This is a genomic window from Bacteroides sp. BFG-637 (assembly GCF_024793605.1).
Classification (GTDB): Bacteria; Bacteroidota; Bacteroidia; order Bacteroidales; family Bacteroidaceae; genus Bacteroides; species Bacteroides vicugnae.
Window position 1 is genome coordinate 5,968,641 of record NZ_JANUPD010000002.1, and the last position, 15,607, is coordinate 5,984,247.

Annotated in this window: 6 protein-coding genes and 2 pseudogenes; all 8 read right to left on the bottom strand. The window is 40.6% G+C overall.

Translation table 11 applies throughout. The features are described from left to right. Window positions 1-14: 14 nt before the first annotated feature. Entirely contained in the window at window positions 15-1,598 is a 1,584-nt protein-coding gene (locus tag NXX38_RS23620; protein WP_148364731.1) for a sulfatase, read from the bottom strand. 232 nt (window positions 1,599-1,830) lie between these two features. Then, window positions 1,831-3,183 (bottom strand): PL29 family lyase N-terminal domain-containing protein, encoded by a 1,353-nt coding sequence (locus NXX38_RS23625; protein ID WP_258981370.1) that lies wholly within the window; start codon window positions 3,181-3,183, stop codon window positions 1,831-1,833. A 38-nt stretch (window positions 3,184-3,221) separates the two neighbouring features. After that, window positions 3,222-5,150, bottom strand: a complete 1,929-nt coding sequence (locus NXX38_RS23630) for a DUF5006 domain-containing protein (RefSeq protein ID WP_258981371.1) — start codon at window positions 5,148-5,150, stop codon at window positions 3,222-3,224. Between the two features lie 33 nt (window positions 5,151-5,183). Beyond that, window positions 5,184-6,989: a RagB/SusD family nutrient uptake outer membrane protein gene (locus tag NXX38_RS23635; protein ID WP_217721166.1), complete on the bottom strand. Its 1,806-nt coding sequence runs from the start codon at window positions 6,987-6,989 to the stop codon at window positions 5,184-5,186. A gap of 16 nt (window positions 6,990-7,005) precedes the next feature. Continuing rightward, window positions 7,006-10,339, bottom strand: a pseudogene (locus NXX38_RS23640) (SusC/RagA family TonB-linked outer membrane protein). Between the two features lie 827 nt (window positions 10,340-11,166). Further along, window positions 11,167-13,145: pseudogene (locus NXX38_RS23645) on the bottom strand (response regulator). A gap of 108 nt (window positions 13,146-13,253) precedes the next feature. Next, the gene (locus NXX38_RS23650) at window positions 13,254-14,003 is read right to left on the bottom strand and encodes a nucleotidyltransferase family protein (protein ID WP_167511756.1); all 750 of its coding nucleotides are present in this window, start codon (window positions 14,001-14,003) and stop codon (window positions 13,254-13,256) included. Window positions 14,004-14,038: 35 nt separating this feature from the next. Then, window positions 14,039-15,469 carry a phosphotransferase gene (locus NXX38_RS23655; RefSeq protein WP_148364727.1) on the bottom strand — a complete coding sequence of 477 codons (1,431 nt, stop codon included), beginning with the start codon at window positions 15,467-15,469 and terminating at the stop codon, window positions 14,039-14,041. Between the last annotated feature and the right edge of the window lie 138 nt (window positions 15,470-15,607).

The following is a 15,607-nucleotide window of genomic DNA, read 5'->3' on the forward strand; positions in this document are numbered from 1 at the left end:
ATATTATTTCAGGGTTATTCCTTGTCTCTTTCGGGGGAGAATCGGACAGGGTCATTATATTGTTCTTGTAGTTTCAACATCTCTTCTTTCAATTCCTTCACTACCGGCTCGTATTCAGGTTGCTCGTAGAGGTTATGCATCTCTGTCGGATCTGCCTGTATGTCATAGAGTTCCCACCAGTTGATATCATTATAGAAATGAATCAGTTTATAGCGTTCTGTGCGTATTCCATAATGGCGTTTCACCATGTGCTCGGCCGGATATTCATAGAAGTGATAATAAAGTGCCTTGCGCCAGTTTTCCGGATGTTCTCCTTTCAACAGAGGAACAAGCGAGACTCCCTGAATATCCGATGGCACCTCTGCTCCTGCCAATTCGAGGAAAGTGGGTGCATAGTCGATATTCTGTACCATTTCGGTGATATCCCCTCTACGGTCGAAGCCTTTCGGTAAGCGCATGACAAGCGGTGTACGCATGGATTCTTCATACATAAATCGTTTGTCGAACCAGCCATGTTCGCCCATATAGAAGCCCTGGTCGGAAGTATAGACCACAAGTGTATTATCCAGCAATCCTTTTTCTTTCAGATAATCAAGTACACGACCTACATTGTCATCCAGCGATTTAACTGTCTTCATATAGTCACGCATATAACGCTGGAATTTCCAATTGGCAAGGTCTTTGCCTTGCGGATTCTGTTTGTAGAAGTCATCGATAATCGGACCATAGAATTTATCCCATGCAGCACGTTGTCCTTCGTCCATTCGGGCTAAGAATCTTTCGTACAGTGATTTTAACCGCGAGTTCTTGTCAGGACGCAGCATTTTGAGGTCATAGATCATATCCATATCTTTCACGATGCTCATTTCTTGTGCAGCGGCAGCCGGACGGCCTTCATAATCATCAAAGAAATTATCCGGCAACGGGAAGGTCTTGTCTTCATATAAAGCCAGATTGCAAGTATCTGCCATCCAGTTACGATGAATAGCCTTATGATGAATCAAAAGGCAGAAAGGCTTTTGTGGGTCACGCTTGTTTTCCATCCAGTCAATGGCATCATCCGTAATAAGATTGGTGATATAACCATGTTTCTGAATGGTATCATTGTCCTGCGTAATAAAGTCCGGATTATAATAATCTCCTTGTCCGGGGACGATTTGCCAGTAATCAAATCCTGATGGCAAACTCTCAAGATGCCATTTACCGACTAATGCGGTCTGATAACCGACTTTTCTCAAGAGTTTAGGGAAAGTCTGCTGAGAACTGTCGAAAACGCAAGTGGTATTATCATAGAATTTGTTTGCACAGCTATGTTTACCCGTTATCATGCAGGCACGGCTGGGACCACTTAAAGAATTGGCCACAAAACTTTGAGTAAAACGTACTCCGTCAGCTGCAATACGGTCGAGATTCGGAGTTTCCATATAGCGAGTGTCATAACAGCTCATCATTTGAGCCGTATGGTCGTCTGTCATGATATAAACAATGTTCAGAGGTTGCTGTTCCGCAGGTTTTTGCTTGCCTGCACAAGAAGCTAGGGAAGCTATAGCAGCTACTCCCGCTAAAGGAAAAAATAAGTTTGATTGCAGTTTTTCCATAAATACTATTTTGTATAAGATTGCAGTAGCAAAGATAGAGGATAACCATCTATTCAGACTTCCACAAATCACCAATTAATGTCCAATATTCTACAAATCTTTTTATTTCATCAAAAAATACAGGAAATCACTATTTACTTGCTATACTTATAAGTAACAAAAAGGGGGATTTTCCCCCTTTTAATTGAAAGGCATTCATGTCATTAAAAAATCTGATGACAAAATAAACCTTTTACTCTCCCGCTTCGGGAACCGGTTTGATCTTATCCGCTAGTGCACTCCAACCCGTTTTATATGCTTCCACTTTATCTATTGCTACAAAGATAGATTCCAAAGCATCACAGCCCTCGAAAGCCGTAGCATTATATCCTAGGGTAGTTGCTGATAAAATAGTCAAGCTTTTTAAAGCAACACAATTCTTGAATGCCCGATCGAAAATATTAATAGTCCCCTTTGGAAGAATAATTGTTTCAATGGATATATTCTTATCCTTTTCCGGCAAAGCTGGAAGATTTATATAGAATGCGTTAGCTGGAATAGCAGCACTATATACCAATTCCGATAAATCAATATTTACCACACCACTTGCTGTCTTTAGAGGTGTAGCGATGTGATCTCTAAGACTTGGAGCTCCTCCAGAACACGTTCCTGTCACCTTAACACTCAATACCCCCTCCGGTATTGTGATTGCCGCACCTGTATATTCTATAGTAGTCCACTGGATACCTGGATCTGTAGCTGCCTTAAACGTCACTGTTTTAATTACTGTTTGAGTTTCTCCATCCGAAAGCAAGAAAGCGACTGTAGCTTCTCCGGCTGCCGGATAAACAACTTTCAATTTTGTGTTATTTCCCGAACCTGTCACTTGTATTGTCCAGTTTGAAGGATTGGTATCCAACATTCTCATAATACAGCCTTCCGGAAGCACTATCGGATAAGTTTCTTCTCCTGCAGTCTCTTTACTATATTCCGCTGCTAAATAGCCATTCCAGTTGATATATTTAGGAAGTTCTACCGTTGCACCTCCGTTCAATGTAATTGTAACAATATTACCCGATTGAGTAACGCCCGTCACAGGATGGGCAACCGGATATGACGGTATCGTCACCGAGTTATCACCAATAGTTAATTTGGTAGAACCGTCCTGATTTGTTTCCATTTTGATAGCATCTCCACTATTTACGTAAATAGTTTTACCATCTACCTGCAAGGGCTCACCGCCCAATGTCCAATACCATTTACCATCATCGCCTTTATCCACGCCAATACTTTCTTCATTTGTTCCACTCACCTCACCATCTTTGTTGTAAAACAACGTAATAGGAGATGCATGAAGAAATGAAATTTTATAGCCTTCCGTTCCATCTTCTTTTGTCACCTTCTCTACATCGGTAATATAATCTGTAGCAGTAAGAATTCCCTGCAAGGAATTCAGTTGCTCAACCACTGTCTTCTGCCATTTCTCCAAAGCGGAAATTCTCTCTTCCTGTCCGTTGACTGCATCCCACAAATCTCCGTCATCATAGCTACAACTGCCTAATAAAGTTGCCGCAAATACTACACATAAAATTGATTTCAGTTTCATATTATTATCTTATTAAAAAGGTTTATTTATTCAGTTTATTAATAAAGGATCAGATCTTTCCGATATGGCATATCATGATCGGTATAGGTATCGTCGATATAGAAACGAACCCAGTCTATCTCCATACGGGGAATCAGCGCATTCGGATTATTTTTCAACATATTCCTTGCTGTCAGATAGCTCATTTCCATTGATGGATAATCCGGAGCCTGTTTACCTAGGAACATCATCGTCAGAATGTAATAAAGTCCCTCGGTATTTACTTTATCTGTAAACGGCCATCTGGCACCATTAGCCAACGCTTGTGCTTCAGTTATAGTTATTGTAGTCTTACCATTGACTCCCATACGCACGGTTTGATTATCCACCCATTCCATCCAATAAATCTGGAACTGATCTATTGTTCCCGCAATGTCGGTTACGGCAACAGTCGGATTATAATGCCGACTTCCCCCTGTTCCAGGAGCTGTGTTTCCGATATGGAAAGTTTGTTCCGCCGATCTTCTATAGCTTAAATTTCCATGTTTGGTGTTATTTTCCATCACGTCTATTTCTCCAAAATCCGGCCAGACATTCCACTGCGAGTCGCCTCCTACCTGCTCATTACCTTGGAGCCAGATACCCGGTAACATTCCGCTATTTTCTGCACCACGAATACGTGCACGCGTCTCAATACGCATTCCCGGATAAATACGGATATTAGAGGATGCCCAAGTAGGACTATTTACATTTCCTCGCATAAACTTACAGGAATAAAAAGCAGAAGTTCCAAAATCTTTAGTACCATTATTTCCTGGAGTACGCTCTTTCAGTGAAATCATTCTCAAATAACCTTCGTCTGTAACCCATGCATATTTAGCATTATCCACAGAACCTTCAGTTTCTACTGCCGCTGTATTCTGGTCAGCAAAACCTAAAGGATATTCATTACTTATATATGTTTTATCATTACTTTCTTTCGTCGTTAAACACGAAGATATTTTATGAAATTCATATGCACGAAAGAATTTCCACTTTCCTTCCGGAAGCACTTTTCCACTATTCGGATGAGGATCTCCCTCATTCATTACCTGATAATTAGTCTGTCCCCAAGCTTTTATAGCCGCTTCATTTTTCGGTGAAACAAACAACTGGTCTGCATCTTCATATAACCAGCGTTCATCTCTTACCTCACTGCCCATATTTTTATGAATATCAGTCTTCTTTATAGTCAGCTTCGTAGCCTGTAAAGGATAGCGGCTAAGAACAGGAACTGTAGCAAGATCAAGAGTCAGCTCTTCATCCTCGGTAGTATTCACATCTTTTATCATAGTAACCGGCGCACTTTCTACCGAGTTCGCTCCAGCAGGAATAGTCAATTCTAAAGGAAGATTTTCATAACGTTCTCCTTCTCCGGCCTTAGGAGTAATAGTAATGGTAAGTTCATCTTTCAATGTAGTGTTGACGGAAGCTACCAATACAAAAGTCTGTCCCTCCTTCACCGTATTATCGGCATTATTCTTCAACGAAACTTTAGAGTAGTGGTAGTCACTGACAGTCACAATTTGCAAAGCACCTGCCATTCTATATCCACGTGCAAATGCAGATATTTCGATGGAACGTTCTCTATTCAGTCCTTCTTTCTTTACAGGAACCCGGACGGTTTTAGTCATCTCTCCCTGCCTCATGGTAACCACCGATGGAAAATCATCAAATACCAACTGATCGACTGCTCCCTTATCAGTAGTGGCACTCAATCTGATATTCAGATCTTCATTCATCGCTTTTTTTCCTTCTTCCGTACCTGTCACGTCAAAAGTGATTTCCAGCACCTCTCCCATTACCAAATCCGTACTGTTCAGTGTCATCTTTAAAGGTACAGGTTCTGCCAACGGGCTTACATTATCATCGTCAGAACATCCTGACATACTCACTGCCAGTAATATAAGCAGCATCCACAAATATGTCCATTCTAAAATCTTTTTCATACAGTATATCTTTAATTATAAAGTCTATGATTATTATTTCCACCCCGGATTCTGCTTCATCTGCTTATTCAGTTCCAGTTCACTTGGAGGAATAGGTAACAGATAGTCTCTCTTAGGATTGAATTGATAACCACCCGGTATCAACTCCTGCAAAGGATCCATCCATCCGTTGCCATCTACCAATACTTTGGCTAATGCTTCATGTTTATCTTCCGCAAATGATTTGTATAAAACACCATCATGTCCCAAATATGCTCCTTTGCCACGTTTGCCAACAATTACCTTATCAGCAGCCCAACGCATCAGATCATCCAGACGATATCCCTGCAGTGCCAGTTCCACACGACGCTCACGACGAATCTCTTGCATAACGGGAGTCAATGTATAACCATAATCTGTAAAGTTAGGATCTCTGGCAGGTGTCACATAAGTTACTCCGGCACGTGCACGCAGAGGTTTCAATGTTTTACTTAACACTTCATCATCACATTTGCCCAATTCCTCGGCAGCTTCGGCATAGCTCAATAATGCATCAGCATAACGCATGAGTACCAGTCCGGTTTCACAGTCCCCTGAAACGTATGTCGTATCTACTCCGAGACGAATGTGATACCCTGTTACATTTTTAGCATTACCATCACCTGCCAGGAAAGGAGGATTGATTGTTTTATCACCGGTAGAAGCATCTGCCACTTTCATCGGACGAGAACCTTTAGCAGTAGATTTAAACTTATAGCCACTGCTCATGATAGTTTCTGTGAGGCGCAAATCCCGGCTTTTAAAGGTTTCATTAAAATCTTTAAACTTGCTATTATTCGGATCAACAGGCATTCCATCAGCATTCAAATAGGTATTTACCAAGTCTCCGGCTATACCGGCAGGTCCATCCTGATCGACAACTCCTCCACCCACTAATCCGGTCAAGGCATGAAACACACCGTCAGTAACCGAATATTTTCTCCAGAACAATACTTCTGAAATGTTGGAATAATCATTTTGATTAAACAGACGTCCGTAAGCATCTCCCGGATTGACTACACCGCCATCTGTTTCTTTCGTATTTAATTTTATACCTTGCTCGAAAAGCATATCTCCCCATCTCAACACTTCTCCAAAGAAATAAGCCGATTGGTCAGTGGCAGCCGCAAATTCATCATTCTTGTGGTATTTCTCCCACGAACCTTCGTATAGCGCAACCTGCATGGCAAGCAACATAGCCGCTTCCTTACAAATACGCAAACCGCTGTATTTGCTTCTATTGAACAATAGTTTCTCTGCTTTGTCCAGATCTTCCAAGATAAATTTAGCAACTTCACCACGATCTTTCTGCGGGATCTGCAAACCGGCTATCGTGGCATGTTCATCCCAGAAAGCATCCATAATAGGAATATTACCGAACTTCTTCAACTGAACAAAGTGCCAGTAAGCCCGCAGGAAGTAAGCTTCGCCTTTCAATGATTTTACTTCTTCTGTTTCCATATCTTCCGGTACTAGGTAATAGTGAAAGAAATAATTCACATTACGCAGATTTTTATAACCGTTTTCCCAGTCTTCACTGCTGGAAAACAAGGTTTCCTCACCATTCAGACGCTTATTGTAAATTTCGGAAAGAATATTATCACTGTTCTTTTCTTCTCCACGCACTCCCATTCCGAATTTCGCCAATGAAGGAAGCGCTGTATAAAGACCATTGATATATCCACGCACTTGGGCTTCACCGGACAAGAACGATTCGTTGTTCGGTACGGTAAGCGGCTCACGATCCAGAAAGTCGGCACAAGAAGATACACATATTCCAAGACCTGCCATCAATACTATATATAAATAAAATCGTTTCATACTTCTCTGTTATTTATTAAAAAGTAAAATCAAGACCAAATACAAAGTTTCTGTTCATCGGATATACTTTACCGTTACCGTTCTCATTGGCAGCGGAGGTAAGTCCCGGTGCTGTAGCATTGCTACCACCCGCCCAAGTATTTACCTGATTCAAGGTTTCAGGATCAAAAGCCTTAGGCAACTTAGTAATAGTAAACAGGTTGTCACACGTAAAATATACTCTCAAATTTTCCAGTCTCATAGTTTTCAGGAGCTTCTTGTCGAATGTATAAGACACGGTCAGGTTCTTCATACGCATATAAGCGGCATTGACCATATAGCGTGTTGTATTGTAACCAATATTTGTATTATAATCTACTGTTTTGGGATCTGTCAGACGAGGAAGATATCCACGGGGATTCGACGGACTAAAATAGTCGAGATGCTCTTTAAAGAAGTTCTTTCCACCAAAAAGATAAGTACTTCCCGCTAATGCAAAATCACGTTTCGCCACTCCCCTGGAACAAAGTAGAGACAGAGAATCCTTTATATCCCAAGTTCAAATTTATACCAAATGAATATTTAGGTGTAGCATTTCCGATTACCTTCAGATCGCCATGATCCTCCAATGTTCCTTTTCCCGGATCTACTTTACCATCACGATTAGTATCCAGATATTTCAAATCACCCACTTGCCAAAGGTTGTCATTCTTAAAGAAAGAAAGATCTTTACTATTCAGATATGAATCAATCTCCTGATTGGTCATAAACAAGTCATCTGCTACGAATCCCCAGATCTCACCTATATCCATTCCTTCATAATAACCTTTGTTGCGATCCAAACCGGTATGGTTGTTATAAATAATACCTTCAGGATTGTTATACTTCGTAATCACAGCCTTGTAATTGAATAAATTGAATCCTATTCCATAACTAAAACCACATTTCAACTTATCCTGCCAGTTGACAGAGAGTTCCCAACCCCGGTTACGAAGAGTAGCATTATTTATTTTTGCACGATCATCGGGAATGATACCGCTGACAGCCGGAATAGCTTCAGCAGGACCAATCATGTCTTTGGTCGTACGTTGATAAACATCAAACGTTACAGACAAACGGTCTTTCAATAACATAAGATCCAAACCGAAGTTGGCGGTGTCTACTTTCTCCCATGTAATGTACGGGCTGATCATTTTCGGAGTTAATGAGATTGTTCCTTTACCTATTACATCACCTCCTCCCGGAAGTAACCATGCATTCACATTATTCGGGTCAAGACTCATCACTCCCAGATAATCATATAATCCTGCACCATTCTGATTTCCCAGACGTCCATAAGAAACACGTACTTTGAATTGTGATACCGGCATATTCAAATCGGCAAAGTATTTAGTACGGGCAATGTCATAACCGGCAGAAAAAGACGGGAAGAATCCCCAACGATGTCCCGGCGCAAAGCGGGAAGAGCCGTCATAACGTCCGCTAAGTTCCAAGAAATATGTATTCTGATAGTTCCAGTTGATTCGGGTATAAAATCCCATCGTAGCCCAGTGAGTGCGAGCCTCTCCGGCATATACGGTTCCATCGGCATTGTCAAATGAATAAGTATCTTCGCTCAACATTCCATCTTTATACATATATTCACTGGAATTTTCTTGCAATTCCATTTGATAACCTGCCATGATTTTAAAATCATGATCCCCCCATTGATTCATGTAGGTACTGGACAAACTGGGAGACAGATAGTAATTGAAAGCACTACCGCGTGTCAGTGAACCGAAACGTGTATTTTGCCATCTCATACCCGGATATTGATATCCCTGACGGTTGCCGGAAGTCTCTATAACTTGCCCGTTAGGCAATGCATGATTGCTTTTTTTCAATTTGAAACTATTATTTTCCACATCCAAACGGGCTTTCATTTCTCCCATGATATCCCATCCTTGCAGCGGAGTAATAATAGCCGAGAAAGATAATGCATCCGAAACACGGTTCTGATTATAATTGGACTTTTTCAAGTATAATAATTCATTCCAAGTTGGAGTAGAATACTCCGCCTGTTCAATGGGTAATTGAGTCACACGGGTTGGAGCCGTATTGGCTATCGTACCATAAAAAATAGTCTGATTAGCCATCGGACGATTGATTATGTTTATCGTTGCATTATTATTAAAGTGGAATTTCAACCAATCGGTTGCTGTAACCGAAAATTTAGTATTGATATTATACTTTTTCAGATCATCCTGAACCTGATCCATCAAACCTTCCTGATAAGTATATCCTAAACCAATGTAATAAGTAGATTTTTCTCCACCACCCTGTACACTCAAATTATGAGAATGACGTATCGCACGGTCTTTGAAATAATAATCAAACCAATCTGTATTACCATACTGAACATTATCGGCTGCTGCCCAACCGTCACCCGCTTGATTAGGACCGATGCCGGGAAATTCTGCCGAATAAGGATTAGCCATAAAGCCTTTTATCTTTTCGATGGTTGCATTTGAGATCTGAGCTGTACGTCCCATATTCACATCCCGCTGATTGCAATAGTTGGCATACTCTAATGAGTTCATCATTTGCGGCATATTAATAGGAGAACTGAAACCAACCGTTCCGCGATAGGTAACACGTGTCTTTTCCTTCCGTCCGCTTTTAGTGGTAACCAATACTACTCCATAAGCAGCACGGGCACCGTACACAGCTGATGCGGAAGCATCTTTCAAAACACTGATACTTTCGATATCGGCAGGATTAACATTCTGCATACTTTGTTCCACACCGTCTACCAATACATAAGGTTCGCCACCATTGATAGAACCAACTCCACGAATATTAAATTTAATTTCAGCACCAGTCTCACCACCTACACCGTCCGCTGCAGCATCTGACGCAAAGTTCAAACCAGCGACATTACCTTGCAACGCGCTAGTCACGTCGGTTACCGGACGATTGACAATCGCATCGGACTTAACTGTAGCTACGGCAGCCGTAATTGTATTACGTTTCTGCTTCCCCATACCTACCACTACCACTTCATCAAGTACTTTTGAGTCTTCTTTGAGCACGAAACGATTACCCTCCAGTTTCGTTACTTTTACTTCAAGAGGAGAAAAACCTACATAAGAAATAGTTAATGTGGCTCCAACTTTACCTTTTACAGAGAAATTTCCATCAATATCGGTTATGGCACCTTCTTGCCCTCCTTTTACCATGACTGTAGCACCAATAACAGTTTCACCCTTATCATCTACTACTTGTCCTTTAATCATTTGTTGCTGTGCAAATACTCCCGACGGAAATAACAGGAGTAGCATCAGAAGAACAACAAAGCAGCTTTGTTTTTTCATAAGCTTCTTTCTTTTCATAATATTACATTTAACAATAAAGACTTTATTTATTAGCTAACAAAAATAAATCTCAAAGACTCTTAGTTTAAAAGAGTTATTAAAACTACGCATTCAACAACTCTTATCGGCTACAAAAATATGAAGGCTATGAAAATAAGATGTTCCAAAATCGCTATTTTATATCCAATTTTGTCTGAAATCATCCATTTCATCGATAAATTATAGCGTTATAGACATCATTAAACACTTTTCAAGTCAAATAAGGAAAGCAATAATTATGATAAGACCTAACTTTTCTTTTGAGCTGAATACATGTTCTATTTTTCATATTCAGGAAGATGAAACGGTAACAGAAAAAAGTACCCTAACATAAAAAAGCATTAAGAAACTACATATATATGCATATTAGAAGAGAAATACTACATTTATTTTCGGATAATATGTATTCTTCCCAAAGAAATTGATAAACTTCCTCGGTGAGCAACAAACCGTTCCTCGGTGAGCAATACCTCCTTACTCACCGAGGAACCGCCCCAAAGTCACCGACCTAGGTATAAAAGTTTTCTGAAAAGACTATTTGCAAGCTAGTTCATCTTTAAATAAACAACTGAAACAAAAAGCAGAATATTCTCTATATAGGAAAATAAGAAGCATATAAACATAAAAAATGAACCTACAAGAAACACTTTCAAAGGCTATACAGCAAAACAGCATACAATCTCACACTCTATAAATGAAAATGAAGCGCATTTTTCAGCAAGCCATTGACCATTGACCTAAATATTAAAAGCAGGATGAATGGAATATACATTTTTTCAGATCAGCACATTTTTAATCCGATCCTTTCAGCAACCATACTCTTTCAACGTCTGCATCAACTTCGCTCCATTGATCGGCTTCACCAGATAATCATCGCAACCGGCTTTCAAAGCAGCCACCCGGTCGGCATCAAAAGCATGAGCGGTCAAGGCGATAATTGGTATTTCCGTATTGAACTTCCGGATCTCGGAAGTTGCAGTACGCCCATCCATAACAGGCATCTTCATATCCATCAATATCAGATCCACCGGTTGAGTCCGGACGATCTCAACCGCCTTCAGCCCATTCGGAGCATGTAACAACTGAAATTTATTTTTCAATATAGAAGATACTAAAAAAAGTTACTCTGAATATCTTCTACTACAAGCACTCTTTTAGAAGACTTCATCTCTTCGGAAGCATGAGGTTCTTCTTTTTCCACTTCCCTCCCAAGGCGCTGACGGGAAATATACAGTCCGCTGTCGACCGATTCGAACTGACACGGCAGAACCGCCCAGAACAGGGATCCTTTATCAAATTCCGACTCAAAACCTATCTCTCCTTTGAAAGCCTCAACTATGGCTTTACAAATAGATAATCCCAATCCGGTCCCCTGCGCAAACTCATCCAGTTTTTCAAAACGCTGGAACACCTTGTCTTTTTTATCTTCCGGTATGCCGATGCCTGTATCACGAACATAAAGATGAATACTCCCGTTTATCTTTTCATATCCCATTTCAATCATTCCTTCGCAGGTATATTTGATGGCATTAGTTACAAAATTGGTGAGAATCTGTGCCAACCGGTTCTTATCCAGACGAACGATACAAGATTCATAAGGATTCATAGCAACCAAACGAACCTGTGGATTCACTACACGACGATGCATTGCAGCAGCCAATTCATTGAAATAAACAGCCAGATCAAAATCCTCGTATTTCAATTCTACCGAGCCGGCTTCTATTTTCGAAAGATCCAGTATGTCATTAATCAGTTTCAGAAGTAATTCATTATTGGCATTGATAATCTGAATGAACTCTTCTTTTTCTTCTTTATCTTCCGTCACCATCAGCAAGTCGGAAAAACCAACGATAGCATTTAGAGGAGTACGGATTTCGTGACTCATATTTGCTAGAAAAGCAGACTTCAACCTATCGGATTGTTCAGCCCGGCTCCTCGCCTTTTCAAGTTCACCAATCATGTGCTGCCGCTCGGTCACATCATCCACGCGAATTACCACACCATCAACATCTCCCTGTTCATTAAATATAGGAGTAGCAAATACTTCAATGACGTGCTTGTTATCCAGATTAAACAAAATAGACTCTACCTGACCGGATTGGCGGGCACGTTGCATCACACAATTCTCACAAGGAGCGTTGCGATTATGGGCTGTCAAATAGCAAGGTTCTCCTTTCTTATAAGCCTCATACGAAAGGCTTTTACTACAAAGCGAGATATTCTCCCATTGTACGATATAGTCGTTTGCAATATACGCCAAGCCTGAATTAATATTGTTCAGCACCAATTCATTCTGACGAATCAAATGAATCATCCTTTGTTCGCTCTCAAGGAGTTCTTTTTTCGAGCGCACAGCTTCTTCATAGAGATTATCATATTTGTTTTGCCATAAGATACGCTCGGTGACATCCTGAGTTATCACCATATAATTCGTAATTTCAGACTTTTCATTATGAACGAAAGAAACAGTGATCTCAAAGAATCGAGTACCGGACAAACAAGTAGGGAAAAGATGACGTAAGGCATCAAAATCATATTTTGCAACGAAACGCACAGTCTCCCCTTTTCTAATTTGTTCTCTGATTTCATCAGAGAAACTCGTATAGTTGAATAGATTATAACCCAAAATGTCTTTTTTGTCTTTTATCCCCATTGATCTCAACCGGGAATAATTGACATCTATCATAATGCCATCCTTATCATACAACTCGAGTCCTACAGACAAATCATTAAAAATGTCATGTAATAAATTATCAGCTATCCCATTTATCCGAATCTGTTCCATGTAGCAAGATTTGTATAGTATTGCAATTTCGTTTGTTCAGCCGGGCAAAGTTAAACAAATATTTTGCTACATATTAGAAAAGGGACCTTTTGGTCCCTTTCTGTATCTTTATTTGGTGCTTTGGTATAGAAAACTTTCAGCTTTAGCCAATGTCTCCGGTTTACCGATGTCAATCAGTTGTAAATTCTCTGCAAGATAACCGGAATAGTTTATTTGCCGACAAGTGGCAAGATAGAAATCCATAATAGAAAACTTCCCTTCCCAACGAGGCGTATCCATAAATTGGAAAATGGCAGGTGAAAGGACATGGATACCGCTGAATGCATATTCCTGATAGCATAATTCATCATATTGGAATCCCTCCGGCTTCACCTGTCCCGTATCCTTGTTAGTCCAGCCACAAAGTTTCTTCTTTTCATCAAAAAGCAGATAACGAGAGGTTTTACGTCGGCTTGCCAGTAAAGTTGCCACACCGCCACTCTGTAAATGATAGTCATATAATTCCTTCAGATTCACATCTGAAAGAATGTCTACATTATGTATCAGGAAAGGTTCATCCGAATTTTCAAAGAAAGAACGGGCTTTCTTGACTCCTCCACCAGTATCGAGCAACAAGTCACGTTCGTCGGAAATATGTATGGTAAGCCCGAAATTCTCATTGACTTTCAGGAAGTCAAGTATTTGATCGCCAAAATGGTGGATGTTAATCACAATTTCCGTGAATCCGGCAGCTTTCAGTTTTAAAATCACATGTTCCAACATCGGATGTCCGGCTATGGGAACCATAGCCTTAGGCATGGTATCGGTAAGCGGTTTCAACCGGCTACCCAAACCGGCAGCAAATATCATTGCTTTCATTTTATTCGTAACTTCCTCCTTTATAGTTAATCTCTTTAGATGGTTGCCTCAAACGTACGTTCTATATTCTGTTCCCGGTGCACCAGTTCGACTTTCACACCAAATTTCTGATTCAGGTGTTCTGCCAGATGCTGGGCTGAATAAACAGAACGGTGTTGCCCTCCGGTACAACCGAAACAAACGGACAAATTGCTGAATCCACGTTCCATATAGCGTTTTACGGAGGCGTCTACCAAAGCATAGGCATGATCGAGGAAACGGAGTATTTCACCATCTTCTTCGAGGAAAGTGATTACAGGTTCATCCAGTCCGGTGAAAGGTTTGTAACGCTCATACTTACCGGGATTGTTGACGGCCCGACAGTCGAATACATAGCCTCCTCCATTGCCGGTAGAGTCATCAGGAATTCCTTTCTTATAGGCAAAGCTCATCACTTTGACAGTAAGCTGCCGCTTTTTCAGGTCGTCCGTAAATTGTTTCAGTCCGGTAAGTTCCCGCAAAACCTCGCAGAGATACGGATATTCCGGGTATTCTTCTTTCAACAATTCACGCAGGTTTTCGATAGCATAGGGAACGCTTTGAATAAAATGAGGTTTCTTTTCGAAGTATCCGCGGAAGCCATAAGCCCCCAGCACTTGCAACGTACGGAAAAGAACAAAGTGACGAAGTTGGCTATAAAAATAGGATTCGTCAATCGGTTGGTATTTGCGAAGAGCGTCTATATATTCTTGCAGCAGTTCTTTACGGAGGCTATCCGGATATTTTGCTTTCGCTTGCCACAGGAAGGAGGATATGTCATAATAAAACGGACCTTTACGTCCTCCCTGAAAGTCGATAAACCATGGCTCCCCGTCTTTTATCATCACATTACGACTCTGAAAATCACGATACATAAAAGTAGCGGAAGAACTACGTAGAAGAACATCGCTCATCTTCTGAAAATCATCTTCCAGTTTGTCTTCCTGAAATTCCATTCCGGTAGCTTTCAGAAAACAATATTTGAAGTAATTCAAATCCCAAAGGATAGAACGCTGATTGAACTCCGGTTGGGGATAGCAACGGGAAAAGTCGAACCCGTCAGCACCGGCAAACTGAATAGCGGGAAGTAAACGGATCGTCTTGCGGAGCAGTTCTTTTTCTTCCTCGGAAAATACACTGGTGGCCCGGCCTTTCTCAATGGCATGAAACAATAAAGTATCACCTAAATCTTCTTGCAGATAACAAGTTTTATCTTCCGATGCAATGTAAACTTCGGGAACCGGCAGGCCGTTTTTACGGAAATGTCCTGCCATATAAAGAAAAGCTTCATTCTCATCAATAGAGGTTCCATATACTCCAACCAGTGTTTGTATGCCCGTCAGACGGAAATAACGGCGATTGGAACCGGAAGACGGTAATTCTGCGATGTTTTCAGCGGGAACACCTGTATATGACTGATAAAGTTTCTGTAGTTCTTCGGTAATCATAGTCGTATATTTTCGGGCAAAGATAGAGAATCCAGCTAAATAAAGAAAAGAATTTTCATTCAAAGACCATTCTCTGACTCAAAGGAATAATAAAATAAGTTTGCTTTCTTAACAAATATTCATTTGAATATATTATCT